This is a genomic window from Moritella sp. 36 (assembly GCF_018219415.1).
Classification (GTDB): domain Bacteria; phylum Pseudomonadota; class Gammaproteobacteria; order Enterobacterales; family Moritellaceae; genus Moritella.
The window spans coordinates 1462718-1477067 of record NZ_CP056120.1; the positions used below are offsets into that span (position 1 = coordinate 1462718).

At 38.5% G+C, this 14350-nt stretch carries 15 protein-coding genes and 16 tRNA genes; 22 read left to right on the plus strand and 9 right to left on the minus strand.

Annotated elements, in window-relative coordinates; translation table 11 throughout:
* The first annotated feature begins 17 nt into the window (after positions 1-17).
* The 19 genes from pal to nadA all read left to right on the plus strand — a co-directional run bounded on the left by pal (position 18) and on the right by nadA (position 4625).
* Positions 18-596 carry a peptidoglycan-associated lipoprotein Pal gene (gene pal / locus HWV03_RS06605; RefSeq protein ID WP_211679023.1) on the plus strand — a complete coding sequence of 193 codons (579 nt, stop codon included), beginning with the start codon at positions 18-20 and terminating at the stop codon, positions 594-596.
* Positions 597-608: 12 nt separating this feature from the next.
* Positions 609-1394, plus strand: coding sequence for a tol-pal system protein YbgF (ybgF, locus tag HWV03_RS06610; protein ID WP_255547101.1), 786 nt, complete (start codon positions 609-611; stop codon positions 1392-1394).
* A 223-nt stretch (positions 1395-1617) separates the two neighbouring features.
* Positions 1618-1694: transfer RNA gene (locus tag HWV03_RS06615), tRNA-Met, on the plus strand.
* A gap of 29 nt (positions 1695-1723) precedes the next feature.
* Positions 1724-1799 (plus strand) — tRNA-Val (locus tag HWV03_RS06620).
* Between the two features lie 44 nt (positions 1800-1843).
* Positions 1844-1920 (plus strand) — tRNA-Met (locus tag HWV03_RS06625).
* Positions 1921-1951: 31 nt separating this feature from the next.
* Positions 1952-2027, plus strand: a tRNA-Val gene (locus HWV03_RS06630).
* A 66-nt stretch (positions 2028-2093) separates the two neighbouring features.
* Positions 2094-2169 (plus strand) — tRNA-Lys (locus HWV03_RS06635).
* Positions 2170-2205: 36 nt separating this feature from the next.
* Positions 2206-2282 (plus strand) — tRNA-Met (locus HWV03_RS06640).
* Positions 2283-2322: 40 nt separating this feature from the next.
* Positions 2323-2398 (plus strand) — tRNA-Val (locus HWV03_RS06645).
* A 22-nt stretch (positions 2399-2420) separates the two neighbouring features.
* A tRNA-Lys gene (locus HWV03_RS06650) sits at positions 2421-2496 on the plus strand.
* A 37-nt stretch (positions 2497-2533) separates the two neighbouring features.
* Positions 2534-2610: transfer RNA gene (locus HWV03_RS06655), tRNA-Met, on the plus strand.
* Positions 2611-2650: 40 nt separating this feature from the next.
* Positions 2651-2726: transfer RNA gene (locus tag HWV03_RS06660), tRNA-Val, on the plus strand.
* 22 nt (positions 2727-2748) lie between these two features.
* Positions 2749-2824 (plus strand) — tRNA-Lys (locus tag HWV03_RS06665).
* Positions 2825-2861: 37 nt separating this feature from the next.
* Positions 2862-2938: transfer RNA gene (locus tag HWV03_RS06670), tRNA-Met, on the plus strand.
* 40 nt (positions 2939-2978) lie between these two features.
* Positions 2979-3054 (plus strand) — tRNA-Val (locus HWV03_RS06675).
* Positions 3055-3076: 22 nt separating this feature from the next.
* A tRNA-Lys gene (locus tag HWV03_RS06680) sits at positions 3077-3152 on the plus strand.
* 40 nt (positions 3153-3192) lie between these two features.
* Positions 3193-3268: transfer RNA gene (locus HWV03_RS06685), tRNA-Val, on the plus strand.
* A gap of 81 nt (positions 3269-3349) precedes the next feature.
* Positions 3350-3425: transfer RNA gene (locus HWV03_RS06690), tRNA-Lys, on the plus strand.
* A gap of 192 nt (positions 3426-3617) precedes the next feature.
* Positions 3618-4625, plus strand: coding sequence for a quinolinate synthase NadA (gene nadA, locus HWV03_RS06695; protein WP_211680054.1), 1008 nt, complete (start codon positions 3618-3620; stop codon positions 4623-4625).
* Positions 4626-4709: 84 nt separating this feature from the next.
* Here nadA and HWV03_RS06700 read toward each other — a convergent pair whose 3' ends face one another.
* The 3 genes from HWV03_RS06700 to HWV03_RS06710 form a co-directional block, all read right to left on the minus strand.
* Positions 4710-5096 (minus strand): ComEA family DNA-binding protein, encoded by a 387-nt coding sequence (locus HWV03_RS06700; RefSeq protein ID WP_211679024.1) that lies wholly within the window; start codon positions 5094-5096, stop codon positions 4710-4712.
* 269 nt (positions 5097-5365) lie between these two features.
* A complete protein-coding gene (locus HWV03_RS06705) occupies positions 5366-5911 on the minus strand; it encodes a septation protein A (RefSeq protein WP_211679025.1) in 546 nt (181 codons plus the stop codon).
* 116 nt (positions 5912-6027) lie between these two features.
* The gene (locus HWV03_RS06710; RefSeq protein ID WP_211679026.1) at positions 6028-7476 is read right to left on the minus strand and encodes a peptide MFS transporter; all 1449 of its coding nucleotides are present in this window, start codon (positions 7474-7476) and stop codon (positions 6028-6030) included.
* Between the two features lie 329 nt (positions 7477-7805).
* On the opposite strand from HWV03_RS06710, the gene rfaH reads away from it, so the two are divergent.
* The gene (gene rfaH / locus HWV03_RS06715; protein ID WP_211679027.1) at positions 7806-8315 is read left to right on the plus strand and encodes a transcription/translation regulatory transformer protein RfaH; all 510 of its coding nucleotides are present in this window, start codon (positions 7806-7808) and stop codon (positions 8313-8315) included.
* Between the two features lie 87 nt (positions 8316-8402).
* Here rfaH and HWV03_RS06720 read toward each other — a convergent pair whose 3' ends face one another.
* Positions 8403-8783: a type IV pilin protein gene (locus HWV03_RS06720; protein WP_211679028.1), complete on the minus strand. Its 381-nt coding sequence runs from the start codon at positions 8781-8783 to the stop codon at positions 8403-8405.
* Between the two features lie 221 nt (positions 8784-9004).
* Between HWV03_RS06720 and glnS the strand changes: the two genes are divergently transcribed.
* Positions 9005-10651 (plus strand): glutamine--tRNA ligase, encoded by a 1647-nt coding sequence (gene glnS / locus HWV03_RS06725; RefSeq protein WP_211679029.1) that lies wholly within the window; start codon positions 9005-9007, stop codon positions 10649-10651.
* 128 nt (positions 10652-10779) lie between these two features.
* Here the strand turns inward: glnS and fur are convergent, their stop codons facing one another.
* From fur to HWV03_RS06750, 5 genes are all read right to left on the minus strand, one after another.
* On the minus strand, positions 10780-11205 hold the full coding sequence (gene fur, locus HWV03_RS06730) for a ferric iron uptake transcriptional regulator (protein WP_211679030.1): 426 nt from the start codon (positions 11203-11205) through the stop codon (positions 10780-10782).
* 363 nt (positions 11206-11568) lie between these two features.
* Entirely contained in the window at positions 11569-12096 is a 528-nt protein-coding gene (gene fldA / locus HWV03_RS06735) for a flavodoxin FldA (protein WP_211679031.1), read from the minus strand.
* Positions 12097-12128: 32 nt separating this feature from the next.
* Positions 12129-12401 (minus strand): LexA regulated protein, encoded by a 273-nt coding sequence (gene ybfE / locus HWV03_RS06740; protein ID WP_211674630.1) that lies wholly within the window; start codon positions 12399-12401, stop codon positions 12129-12131.
* A gap of 36 nt (positions 12402-12437) precedes the next feature.
* On the minus strand, positions 12438-12653 hold the full coding sequence (locus HWV03_RS06745) for a DUF2788 domain-containing protein (RefSeq protein ID WP_211674631.1): 216 nt from the start codon (positions 12651-12653) through the stop codon (positions 12438-12440).
* A 70-nt stretch (positions 12654-12723) separates the two neighbouring features.
* A complete protein-coding gene (locus tag HWV03_RS06750) occupies positions 12724-13491 on the minus strand; it encodes an alpha/beta fold hydrolase (RefSeq protein ID WP_211679032.1) in 768 nt (255 codons plus the stop codon).
* Positions 13492-13661: 170 nt separating this feature from the next.
* On the opposite strand from HWV03_RS06750, the gene seqA reads away from it, so the two are divergent.
* Positions 13662-14276 carry a replication initiation negative regulator SeqA gene (seqA, locus tag HWV03_RS06755; protein WP_211679033.1) on the plus strand — a complete coding sequence of 205 codons (615 nt, stop codon included), beginning with the start codon at positions 13662-13664 and terminating at the stop codon, positions 14274-14276.
* The last annotated feature ends 74 nt before the right edge of the window (positions 14277-14350 follow it).

Consider the following 14350-nt stretch of genomic DNA (forward strand, 5'->3'; position numbering starts at 1 on the left):
TTGATAGGAAAATGAAAATGCAACTAAATAAAATCTTAAAAAGTTTAGTAATTGCGTTACCAATGCTGACATTGGCTGCATGTAGCTCAACAACGGATACAACTGAAAATGATGCAGTTGAAAGTTCTGCACAACAAACAACAAATGACTCAACGGCTAATGCTGAATCAGATCCAACTGTTGTTAGTGGTAGTGATACTGACATAAGTATTGACCCAGTTGAAAATTTAACACCTGAAGAAGTTAAAAAACAAGTAATTGACGAGTTACGTAAACGCCACGTTGTTTACTTTGGTTTTGATCAACAAGCCGTTACTGCAGAGTACGGTGAGTTATTACAAGATCATGCTAATTTCTTAATTGATAACCCTGAAGTTAAAGTGTTAGTTGAAGGTCATGCCGATGAGCGTGGTACGCCAGGTTACAACATTGCACTAGGCGATCGCCGTGCTGATGCTGTGGTTAAATACCTAACTAACTTAGGTGTTTCTTCAAGCCAAATCTCGACAGTTAGTTATGGTGAAGAGAAGCCTGTAGATACTTCTCATACTCAAGCTGCATTCTCTAAAAATCGACGTGCAGTGCTAGTTTACTAAGGATTAGTCACCTTGATTCGAATTAATACTAAAACGGCCATGATCATGGCCGTTCTTTATAGTGGTTTCGGGCATGCCGCACCAGCAACAGTATTTGATGTAAATGCAAGTACTGAACCGATGATAACGAAAAAACAGACTCGTTCTGTTGAGCAACGCTTGACCCGTATAGAGAATATCCTCCACGCTCGAACGAGAGCACAATTAGAAACCCAGCAGAGACTTGATCAATTATCAATTGAATTAATGAATTTACAGGGTGCTATCGAAGAAAACGAACTAGAGCAAGGCAAAATTACGCAACGTCAGCGTGATATTCTCAATGATATTGAGCGTATTCGTACAACTCTCGTCGCAAAACCTGCTGTTCCTGCTGCAATTGATGCAAATATTCTAAATGCAACAAATCAGCCGGTAAATTTGACCGGTAAAGATGCTTATAACTACGCGATCAAATTAATCAAAAATGAACGTAAATACGATGAAGCAATACCTGCGTTACAAAGTTTCATTTCTACGTATCCAGAATCTGAGTTAGCCGCTAATGCACATTATTGGTTAGGTCTGCTTTTGCGTAAAGATAATAAGAATGATGATGCTAAAGCTGAATTTGAGACGATCGTAACTAAGTATCCTACATCAAATAAACGAGCAGACTCTTTACAAAAACTTGGTCAACTCGCTAAGCTATCGGGCTCTAAGAGTGAAGCGAAGCGTTATTTTGAACTCGTGATTAAAGATTATCCAAATGATGCTGTTGCTAAGTTAGCAAAAAAAGAGCTAGCAGCACTGAAGTAATATTTTAAGATTGAACAACATTAACGAACTATTGGTTTGTGCTATTTGTCATCTTATTGGCGTTAAACTGAACGGAATTCAGAGTTTTATCATTGAATTGTGATTCTGAGCAGATTTTACTTGCAGAGTTTTCTGAAAAAAGTATTATAGCCGCCATCGAGACAGGGGTTAGCGAAAACAACGTAAGTCGTTTAGTTCATTGATGTCTTGATTATAGAATTGTCGCGGGATGGAGCAGTTTGGTAGCTCGTCGGGCTCATAACCCGAAGGTCGTTGGTTCAAATCCGGCTCCCGCAACCATTTCTATTACCAATTAATTTGGTATATGTGGGTCCTTAGCTCAGTTGGGAGAGCATCGCCCTTACAAGGCGAGGGTCACTGGTTCAAGCCCAGTAGGACCCACCACATTTAATTACGAACCCTACGTAAGCTAAATGAAAACATATTGTCGCGGGATGGAGCAGTTTGGTAGCTCGTCGGGCTCATAACCCGAAGGTCGTTGGTTCAAATCCGGCTCCCGCAACCAATTTGTTCGCTATATAAATAGCAAAAATTGTGGGTCCTTAGCTCAGTTGGGAGAGCATCGCCCTTACAAGGCGAGGGTCACTGGTTCAAGCCCAGTAGGACCCACCACAAATTATTAAGTTTGGTTATATATATTTTTAAATAAATAACGAGACTTCATAAAGAAAGTATTTGGGGCTGTTAGCTCAGTTGGTAGAGCAGTTGACTTTTAATCAATTGGTCGAAGGTTCAAATCCTTCACAGCCCACCACTTTCTTTAGTTCTGATAAAGAACACACAGCATTGTCGCGGGATGGAGCAGTTTGGTAGCTCGTCGGGCTCATAACCCGAAGGTCGTTGGTTCAAATCCGGCTCCCGCAACCAGTTATAACGATAGATACAACTATCGCTAAATAAATATCGTGGGTCCTTAGCTCAGTTGGGAGAGCATCGCCCTTACAAGGCGAGGGTCACTGGTTCAAGCCCAGTAGGACCCACCACTATTTTTAAAGAAAGAATTTGGGGCTGTTAGCTCAGTTGGTAGAGCAGTTGACTTTTAATCAATTGGTCGAAGGTTCAAATCCTTCACAGCCCACCACTTTCTTTAGTTCTGATAAAAGAACACACAGCATTGTCGCGGGATGGAGCAGTTTGGTAGCTCGTCGGGCTCATAACCCGAAGGTCGTTGGTTCAAATCCGGCTCCCGCAACCAGTTATAACGATAGATACAACTATCGCTAAATAAATATCGTGGGTCCTTAGCTCAGTTGGGAGAGCATCGCCCTTACAAGGCGAGGGTCACTGGTTCAAGCCCAGTAGGACCCACCACTATTTTTAAAGAAAGAATTTGGGGCTGTTAGCTCAGTTGGTAGAGCAGTTGACTTTTAATCAATTGGTCGAAGGTTCAAATCCTTCACAGCCCACCACTTTCTTTAGTTCTGATAAAAGAACACACAGCATTGTCGCGGGATGGAGCAGTTTGGTAGCTCGTCGGGCTCATAACCCGAAGGTCGTTGGTTCAAATCCGGCTCCCGCAACCAGTTATAACGATAGATACAACTATCGCTAAATAAATATCGTGGGTCCTTAGCTCAGTTGGGAGAGCATCGCCCTTACAAGGCGAGGGTCACTGGTTCAAGCCCAGTAGGACCCACCACTATTTTTAAAGAAAGAATTTGGGGCTGTTAGCTCAGTTGGTAGAGCAGTTGACTTTTAATCAATTGGTCGAAGGTTCAAATCCTTCACAGCCCACCACTTTCTTTAGTTCTGATAAAAGAACACACAGCATTGTCGCGGGTCCTTAGCTCAGTTGGGAGAGCATCGCCCTTACAAGGCGAGGGTCACTGGTTCAAGCCCAGTAGGACCCACCACTTATTATCGTTGTGATATGTCCTAACATAAACAACAAAACTTCTATTTAAGGAATCCTTAATAGAAGCAGTAAAAGTAAAGGGCTGTTAGCTCAGTTGGTAGAGCAGTTGACTTTTAATCAATTGGTCGAAGGTTCAAATCCTTCACAGCCCACCACTTTACTTCTCTTTATAATATAAAGAGTATAATAAGAATAAAACAAAAAAGCCTCGCTATTAGCGAGGCTTTTTTGTATGAGTCGAAAAAAAATCACGCTAAATTACGTTTTCATGACAATGCCATGTATAATACGCGAAGATAAATTTTTTGAGCTCTGAGTAATTAGCTATGACTCCCAATGTAGTAGAAATGGAATATCCATTCCCAAAAAAACCAGTTCCGTTATCGGCACAAGAAAAACTGGATTATAAAGCACGTATTAAACAGCTTTTAAAAGAAAAAGATGCAGTATTAATTGCACACTATTATACAGATCCTGAAATTCAAGCGCTTGCAGAAGAGACTGGCGGTTGTGTTGCTGACTCTTTGGAAATGGCTCGCTTTGGGAACAATCACCCAGCTAAAACGCTAATCATTGCCGGAGTTCGTTTCATGGGGGAAACGGCAAAGATCTTAGCTCCAAGCAAACGTATCATCATGCCTGCACTGGAAGCAACTTGTTCATTAGACCTAGGCTGTCCTGTTGAAGAGTTCTCGGCATTCTGTGATGCGTATCCTGATCATACCGTTGTGGTATATGCAAATACATCTGCAGCCGTTAAAGCGCGCGCTGACTGGATTGTCACATCAAGTATTGCGCTGGATGTAGTCGATCACCTTGATAGTGATGGCCAAAAATTAATTTGGGGTCCTGATCGTCATTTGGGTGCTTGGATTGAAAAACAAACTGGCGCAAAAATGGTTCGCTGGCAGGGGGCTTGTATCGTCCATGATGAATTTAAAGCATCAGCGTTAAAACGTTTGAAAGAAGAAAACCCAGACGCAGCGATCCTAGTTCACCCTGAGTCACCTGCCGATGTAATCGATCTTGCAGATGCGGTTGGTTCAACGAGCCAATTGATTAAAGCGGCAAAAGAACTACCACAACAAAAACTGATTGTTGCTACGGATAAAGGCATCTTCTTTAAGATGCAGCAAGCGTGTCCTGAAAAAGAAATGATTGCTGCTCCAACTGGTGGCAATGGCGCGAGTTGTCGTAGTTGTGCAATGTGTCCTTGGATGGGCATGAATGGCCTGCAAACGATTGAAGATTCATTGGTTAATGATGAAGGGCATGAAATTTTTGTTGATGAAGACATTCGTGTTAAAGCGCTTATTCCATTAGAACGTATGTTGAGCTTTAACGTATCAAACTAAGCGTTAATAAACATTAACGAATTAAGCCTGAATGCTTTTGCTTCAGGCTTTTTTATCGCTAAAAATCGTACTGAGAATTGTCTATCAGTCTGTTACACTAATTTTTCCCGCTAACTTTGCCACTGTTACGTTTCCTATCCCATTGACACTCACTAAGTCTGTTATTGCGCTAAATTCCCCGTTACGCTCACGCCATTGGATTATTTGCACCGCCTTATATTTTCCTATGCCAGGTAAAGCAGTAAGCTCTAGCTCATTCGCGGTATTAATATTTAATGGCATTAATGATGCGTCACGTGAAATTGATGAATGGCTGAGATCAAAAGCGGTCGTTTCTGTTGGGGTGATGACTGCATGCTCATTATTCATATTAGAAACCGTTTTGACTTGTTCTGCATTTGCTTGCGGTAAAATAAATAAGGGTGCAGTAACTGCGACATATAGCGCTAAGCGAGTAATTTTTTTCAACATTGATATTCCTTCATAGTCATGATGATATTGTATGTTCAGAATAAATTGTAGTGTGATTTTACATTGTTGTTACCCGCTAAGTAGCTTGTTGTGCGAGCTATCACATGCTTATAGAGGAAGTTATACGGGTGCTCAAATTGTCAGTATTAGGAAAGTAGTAGGGATCTGAAAGGGGGATATTAAGAAGAAGCACAGTATTTAATTAATACGTTTTTAGTCAGTTTTTAATTAAATACGGTGCCAGATATAACTATTTTTCTTACTTAAGCTTATTTGTTATTGCTGTTTTCTTTAGGCATATAACGGTAGAGATAAATGACGGTCAATATCGTAAAAGCTAACATGATGCCCAGTACGCCAAAGACTTTAAAATCAACCCATAACTCTTCTGACATGTTAAACGCAATGTAATGATTTAAACCAGCAAGCGAGAGGAAGAATATTGACCATGCTGCGTTCACGCGTGACCACACAAACTCAGGTAAAACCATTTCTTTACCTAACATCTTTTTAAGTAAGTTTTGTTTGAAGCCATATTGGCTAACCAATAAAACAATTGAAAATAGGCAGTAAATAATAGTTACTTTCCATTTAATAAAACTCGAATCTTGTGTAAATAAGGTAATACCACCAAACACGGTCACCATAGCAAACGTGATTAATTGCATTTTTTCAACTTTACGATATTTATACCAGCTAAAGAGTAATGTACATGCCGTTACTGCGATTAATGCTGCAGTTGCGGAATAAATATCGTACATTTTATAAATAACGAAAAAGACGATCAGAGGAATGAATTCATTAAATTGTTTCATAAAATTTTTGGCTCACGGCTAACGATTTAATCCAGTTTATCACGAAAATCGTAGATATAAAAAAACAGCCTCATGATGAGGCTGTTTTTACATTTATTTAAATTAGATTTTCAGTATTAAGCTGTTGCTGCAACTGGTTTTTGATTCGTCGTTTCTTCTTGCGTAATAACTTGACCTTCTGCGCCGTGCATCCAGTAAATTAGCTTGCGTGCTGATGCAAATAGGATCAGAGATGAAATCACAGCTGCTATTGCAATACCGCCAAAGATAGCCATTGGACCTGCTTCACCAATTTGCGCGCCAATCATACCGGCCACTTTATTTGCAATGGCGTTAAAGCCAAACCATGCGCCCATCATCAGTGATGCTAAGCGTAATGGTGCTAATTTAGTGATCATAGATAGACCGATTGGAGAAAGACATAATTCACCCATAGTATGGAAGAAGTACGCACCAACCAACCAGTACATGCTTGTTTTAACGGTTAAGTCGCCACCTTGCTCTAATGTTGCAAAGATCATGAACATAAAACCAATCGCTAACATTAATAATGCCATTGCAAATTTAACGGGTGATGTCGGCTCTTTCGGGCCCATTTTCATCCAGATCATACTTACGATAGGTGCAAAGGTAATAATAAAGAATGGATTTAATGATTGGAACCAAGCAACAGGTACTTCAAAACCACCAATCATACGGTCTGTATAATCATTTGCGTAAAGGTTCATTAGACCACCGGCTTGTTCGAAACCAGCCCAGAAAATGATAACAAATAGTCCTAAAATTAAGATAACTTTAAGACGATCAACTTCGATGGCCGTTAGCGTTGGCTTTTTACCTTTATTAGCAGTCAATTCTTTCTTCGCTGCCGCTTCAATACCAATATTACCTAAGTATTTATTAGCGAATAATTTTTGTAAGACAACGCTAAGTACCATCGCGATACCAGACATTAAGAAGCCATATTTGTAATTTCCGGTGTAAACAACGACAGCACCAACAAGGATACCAGACAAGAAAGCACCAATATTAATGCCCATGTAGAAGATAGTGAATGCACCATCACGACGATTATCGCCTTCTTCATACAGGTCACCAACCATAGTGGAGATGTTTGGCTTGAACAGGCCATTACCAGCGATGATGAATGCAAGGCCTAAATAAAGCCCAGCAGTAGGGCTGAGTGATAACGCTTCTACTGGTAAGAATAATGCGAATTGACCTAATGCCATTAATACGCCACCAATTAAGACACTTTTACGTTGTCCTAGGAAGTTATCTGCTAACCAGCCACCAATGAGAGGAGTGATGTAAACTAAACCTGTGTATGTACCATAAAGAGAAAGCGCATCTGCTTGGCTCCAACCTAAACCTGGAAGACCAGTTTGATAATTAGGATCGGTTAATAATGCAGCCGCTTGCTGGTCTTGGGTTATTGAAACAAGGAAGATAACGAGAATTGCACGCATGCCATAATAACTAAAGCGTTCCATCATTTCTGTACTGAATAAAAGGAATAAACCTTTTGGGTGACCCATAAATGTATCTGAATTATTAGGATTCATAATATCGCCTGTTTTGTATTTGTTTTGTATTTGTTTTTATATTTATTTTTATGATTTTATGCTGATAAACTATCCGTTATCAGGTTATTCATTCTTTTATATCCCTTTTACTAGTTGTTAACAAGCGTAAAAACCAATTATAAGAGGTCTGTCAACATAATCTGAGTGTTTGTTCTATACTTGTTCCGCGGGTGTTAAGTGTATGTTATTGGTGTGGTTGTTTATGGTTGTTATATATGCATTTAATTCAGATTTTAATTTAGACTTTAATTTAATATTTTTTGACGTAATATTAGAGGCGTTATAATGATTAGGACTATCAAGTTTAAATGATGGAAATCAAAAAAGAGTGGTACTTACTGTACTGTAAAGGAAAGGAAGAAGTTAGAGCTCAGGTTAATCTTAAAAACCAAGGGATTGAAAGCTTTTATCCAACGATGAAAATGGAAAAAAAAGTACGCAGTAAACTTGTATATAAAGATGTGGTTATTTTTCCTAATTATTTATTTGTTGAAATTGACACGCTGGCGGCTAATTTCAATAGTATTCGTTCTACCCGTGGGGTTATTGATTTTGTTAAGTGCGGTAAACATTATACCAAAGTACCTGCTAACTTGGTTGCGGAGCTAAAAGAAAAACAACAATGCCGAGATAAATCTGAAATTGATGTCACCTTATTTACCGAAGGCGAAAAAGTGATTATTCAGGATGGTGCTTTTAAAGGTATTGAGGCTATTTATCAATGCAAAGATGGATTAGAACGTTCAATGCTATTGATTAAGTTAATTAACAAAACGACGACAATGAGTGTTGCTAACGCTGAAATCAAAAATAAATAAGGAAAATAAACCAGAAAACCAGCAGTAATTCAGCATAAGCCCAGCCTTATTGTTTAGATAAGGCTGCTTTCTATATCCCTTCTTTTATCACCAACATACTTTCGGTAATCGCGTTAAATTATGGTCTAAACTCAATGTTCGACAATGGCTATCACTGCGTTGATTATTTATCGCTGTTGCAATCACTTGGTACTGATTATTCGTTGTGATCTTTATACTGTATTGGTAAGTCTCACTACTAAGGTCAATCGATAAATGTCGCAATTCAATATATTCTTGATGCCGACTATAATTATCGGTTTCTAATAAGCTAATTGCTGTTAATTTCATTTTGGCTTGATCACGATGTGTTGCTAGCATGTAGTGCTGGTAATTAGGTATCCCTATACTCGCTAAAATAGCCACGATGGCCACTGTTATAAGTAATTCGATTAATGTAAAACCGGGTGACATGGGCCATTTATGCATACTATTTTTCCGCTATTATTAAGTTATCCTGAGTCTAGGTAATAAATCTATAGCTGGTGATGTTTTAAACAGTGTTGTGATAATGATTGTATTAAGAGTAAGATTAATTCCTCCTGAGCAAGCCTAACTGGCCCGCATTAGCATTTAGTTGTTGTGTCTGAGGCAATTTTGTTAGATCATTGTTCACTATTTTATTAAAAATTTACTGTTTGAGGTAAGGAATGAGTCAGGCTGAAGTACGCCCAACGAACTTTATTCGTCAGATTATTGATGAAGATTTAAATTCCGGCAAACATACTAATGTGCATACGCGTTTTCCGCCAGAGCCGAATGGCTTTTTGCATATTGGTCATGCCAAATCGATTTGTTTGAACTTTGGTATTGCTGACGATTACCAGGGACAGTGTAATCTACGTTTTGATGATACGAACCCAGAAAAAGAAGACATTGATTACGTTCATGCAATTCAAGAAGACGTAAAGTGGTTAGGTTTTAACTGGGATGGTGAAGTTCGCTATTCATCAAATTACTTCGATAAATTATTCGAATATGCAGTTGAATTGATTCAAGCGGGTAAAGCTTATGTTTGCTTCTTAAATGCAGAGGAAACACGTGAGTACCGCGGTACGCTGAATAAGCCGGGTAAAAATAGCCCATACCGTGAAACGAGCATTGACGAAAACCTCGCGTTATTTAATAAAATGCGTGACGCTGGTTTTGCTGATGGCGAATGTTGTCTACGTGCAAAAATTGACATGACGTCATCGTTCATGTGTATGCGTGATCCCGTTATCTATCGTATTAAGCGTGCACATCATCACCAGACAGGTGATAAATGGTGCATTTATCCAATGTACGATTTCACGCATTGTATTTCTGATGCGATAGAAGGTATTTCTCACTCTATCTGTACATTAGAATTCCAAGATAACCGTCGTGTTTATGATTGGGTATTAGACAATATCTCAATTGATTGTCGTCCGCGTCAGTATGAATTCTCACGTTTGAATATTGAATATACGATGATGTCTAAGCGTAAGCTTAATGCATTAGTGACAGAAAAGCATGTAAGTGGTTGGGATGATCCACGTATGCCAACAATTGCTGGTTTACGTCGTCGTGGTTATACAGCTGCGTCAATTCGTGAATTTTGTAAACGTATTGGTGTGACTAAACAAATCAATACGATCGAAATGGGTATGCTAGAAGCATGTATCCGTGAAGATCTTGAAGATTCAGCACCACGTGCAATGGCGGTTCTTGATCCGGTTAAATTAGTCATTACTAATTATCCAGAAAATCAAACCGAGCAATTAATTGCACCTGCACATCCTAAACTAGATATGGGTACTCGTACGTTACCATTTAGTCGTGAACTATTTATTGATCGTGCGGATTTCCGTGAAGAAGCGAACAAGAAATATAAACGTTTAGTATTAGGCAAAGAAGTTCGCTTACGTAATGCATACATTGTTAGAGCCGATGACGTTGTAAAAGATGATGCGGGTAATATCATTGAAATTCACTGTACTTACGATGATGAAACACTTGGTAAGAACCCAAGTGACGGTCGTAAAGCTAAAGGTGTTATTCATTGGGTATCAGCTGCTGATGCTGTTGATGCGGAAGTACGTGTTTATGATCGCCTATTTAAAATAGAAGATCCTGCAAGTGTTGAAACATTAGAAGAAGCATTGAATGAAGAATCATTAGTTGTTATCAAAACAGCTAAAGTTGAACCAGGCCTTGTTGCTGCTCAACCTGCAAGCGCATACCAGTTTGAACGTGAAGGTTACTTCTGTGCAGACAGTAAAGATTCAACAGCGGATAAGCTTGTGTTTAACCGTACAGTGTCTTTACGTGGCTAAGTCTGTTTTATAGGACTCACGTAGCATCAAGGGATGATATTTGTTTCTTGGTGTTATTTAAAGTTAAAAAATACGCATAAAAAAAGGAGCTATAGCTCCTTTTTATTTATCTTATTTTTAGTGTGTAATTATTTATGATTACACTTGCCATCTAATGAACGGCCATACAAGTATAAACTGTGGGCTTGTAATGACATATCATTTTCTGCTGCAATTTCACGTTGACGATCTTCGATCAAGTCATCATGGAATTCAATTACGTGGCCACAGTCAAGACATACAAGGTGGTCATGGTGGTTTTGAGTAGCCAGTTCAAAAACAGATTTACCGCCTTCAAAATAATGACGAGTAACAATACCTGCATCATCAAATTGGTTAAGCACTCGATATACTGTCGCAAGCCCAATTTCTTCACCTTTACTGAGCAATTGTTTGTATAGATCTTCGGCACTGGTATGCTGACTGCTAGGGAGTTGTAATAATTCTAAAATTTTGATTCTTGGCAGGGTTATTTTTAATCCTGCTTTTTTTAATGCGGTTTTTCTATCAGTCATAACGTACTCATTTTTAAAATAGAGAAAAGTATATTTTCTTTACATTCCTCACTATTATATGACGAGACGCAAAAACAATAAACCTCATATTTGTTAAAGCGGGATTTAAATACAAAAATTTACGTATTAACCGAGCTTTTGTTTAGTCTAGTGTGACCAAAAGTGATTAAATCTGATCTTAATATGTTGTATATGGCAAGCAGAAAAAGATAGCGTATGATATGTATTCCTAAATGGATGGGTAAATGAATGTTATTTAATTAGAGTGGCTGTGTAATGGGGCTTTAGCTGGGGGGAGAGTAAAAGGTAAAGTAACGTGTATACGTCGTTTACCTTTTATTTATATAGTTTATAACTAAAAGATTAGTCTTCTAGTTCTACAAGACACATTTCGCTGTGGATTTGCTTTACCCAAGCTTCAACACGATCTGCTGTTAGTTCAGGTTGACGATCTTCATCAATACCTAAACCAACAAAGTGATTGTCATCAGTGAGTGCTTTAGATGCTTCGAAATCATAACCTTTAGTTGGCCATTCACCGATTAATGTACCGCCTTTTGCTTCAACAACGTCACGTAGTGTGCCCATTGCATCAAGGAAGTACTCAGCGTAATCTTCTTGGTCACCACAACCAAAGATTGCAACTAGCTTGTCAGAAAAATCAATTTCTTCTAGTGAAGGCATGAAATCATCCCAATCACATTGAGATTCGCCATAATACCAAGTCGGAATGCCTAAAATTAATAGGCTGAACTCGTTAATATCTTTCGTTGTTGATTTTGCAATATCTTTAACATCAACAAGTTTTTTACCCAGTTGTTTCTGGATCATCTTAGCAACTACTTCTGTGTTACCAGTGTCACTACCAAAAAATAAGCCTACGCTAGCCATTCTTAAATTATCCTAATAGTTTTAATTTAAACTTATTTTGCTACATGTGTTTGCAGTAATTGTTGTATATATTCACTGCGCGTCATATTAGCACTTTTTGCTTTTATATTTAACATATCAAACAAGTCTTGTTCGACCTTTAATTCAATACGTTTGAATCCGTTAGCCTTGTCTCGGCTTAATTGGTTACGTTTATTCTGTTTCAACTGCTCTTTACGTGATAACGGATTGGTTTTGGGTCTACCAGCACGCTTTTCTTCAGCAAAAAGGTCAATCGTCGTTCTATCGAAACTTTCCTTTGCCACGTTATATTCGCCATTGCAGTTAATACTATAAGATTATTAAATCTGGGTTTCCCAGACAGTGATCAATACTTCTTTAAAAACAAAGCCAGCCATACCAAAGCAGAGTACAAACCAAACCGCTACACGTCCAAATTGAGGTACATTACCTTTTTTAAGTACGTCGTGAATTGCCATGCCGATTAAAAAAAACAGCGCAACAAAGAACAATTTAGTGCCGACAGATTCAATTAAGTCAATGTATTCATACAACATAACAATATTCACCTAAAGTTCGTAACAGTATCTACTTAGAGTACGAACGTGCAAATATATCACAATGTGTCTAATGACTAAATAAAAAATCGACTATTATTTTGTTAAATATTGTCGGTTTTTCGGCATGTAACCAGTGACCAGTACCTTGTATTAACTTTGCTTTCGCTTGTGGGAAATATTTAGCAATAGCTGCTTTATGCTCATTGGTTATATAGTCAGAATTCATGCCTTTAATGAATAATACTGGTTTATCATACTGTTTATTTACTTCTGGCCAGTCCGAAATAGCATCGTATTGAGATATAATTGTATCTAGCGCGTAGTAAAAATCAAATTTACCTTGCTCATTTTTATACAATCCTTTCAATAAAAACTGCTGAACACCTGCTTCTTCTACATATTCGGCAAGCTTTGATTGTGCTTCACTACGTGTGGCTATATCGCTAAGTGGAATGTTTTTTAATCCAGCAAAGACATTATCATGTCGAGGGGGGTAATTCACAGGTGCTATATCGGCTACCGCTAAACTGGTTACGCGGGTAGGAAAATTAAGCGCTGTTCGCATGGCAATCTTACCACCCATTGAATGACCGACTAGATGTGCTTGTTCGATCGTCAAATGATCCATGAGATGAATAATATCATTTGCCATATCATCATAATGCATACTATGATGACGCATAGATAAACCATGGTTTCGAACATCAACCGCGATCACTTGATGATCCGTTTTTAATTGTTTAATTAGCATGCCCAAGTTTGTTGCACTGCCAAATAAGCCATGGATAACGATAACAGGATCACCCTGACCGTATATTTTGTGATTAAGTAACATATATTTCTCCGTAATTGTGGCTGATTCTACCGCAATAATTACGTCATTGTCGTGTATGAATCGTTGATAAATGCATCACAGAGGTAATATTTTTTCTATAAGCATAGAGAGAAATCTATTCACAAGGTATAATTAAACCAAATTTATAAGCAAGGATTTACTAGTTAAATATGAAGACGATTGAGCTTGAAGACGACCTATATCGTTATATTGCTAGTCAAACGAAAGATATTGGCGAAAGTGCATCAGATATTTTACGTCGCTTACTTGGTGTACCTGATAGTGACTGTGCAGATTTAACAAATGTTGAAGTATTGCCACAGCCTGTAGAGAACATCAACAGTGAGACTAAGCAAACGGTAACTAATTCACCGGCAGTAGTAGCGCCGACACCTGTATCTGCACCGATTGTTGTAGAGCCTGAGATTGTCAGCCATTCTACGCTGCCAGCCAGTATCGCTAAGCTTATTAAAAATAAGAAATTTAAAGAAACGACGGTTTCGGTGACTAAGTTTATACAGATATTATCTGTCTTGTATGCAGAAAACCCGAAAGAGTTTGATAGTGCGACTGATATTAAAGGCCGTAAACGTATTTACTTTGCAAAATCGGAAAGTGAATTGTTAAGTGCTGGTAGTACGACCAAACCTCGTCATATTGAGAATACGCCATATTGGGTTATTACTAACACTAATACAGGTCGTAAACGTAATATCATTACACAACTCATGGCTGAAATGGGTTATCCCCATGCGCTGATTGATGCTGTAAGTCAATCAATCTAATTCGCAGCCTCCTGACAGGGTATCTAAAATGTGCTTAAGCTTAACGCTGACATTATTTGAGATACCTTGTCTAT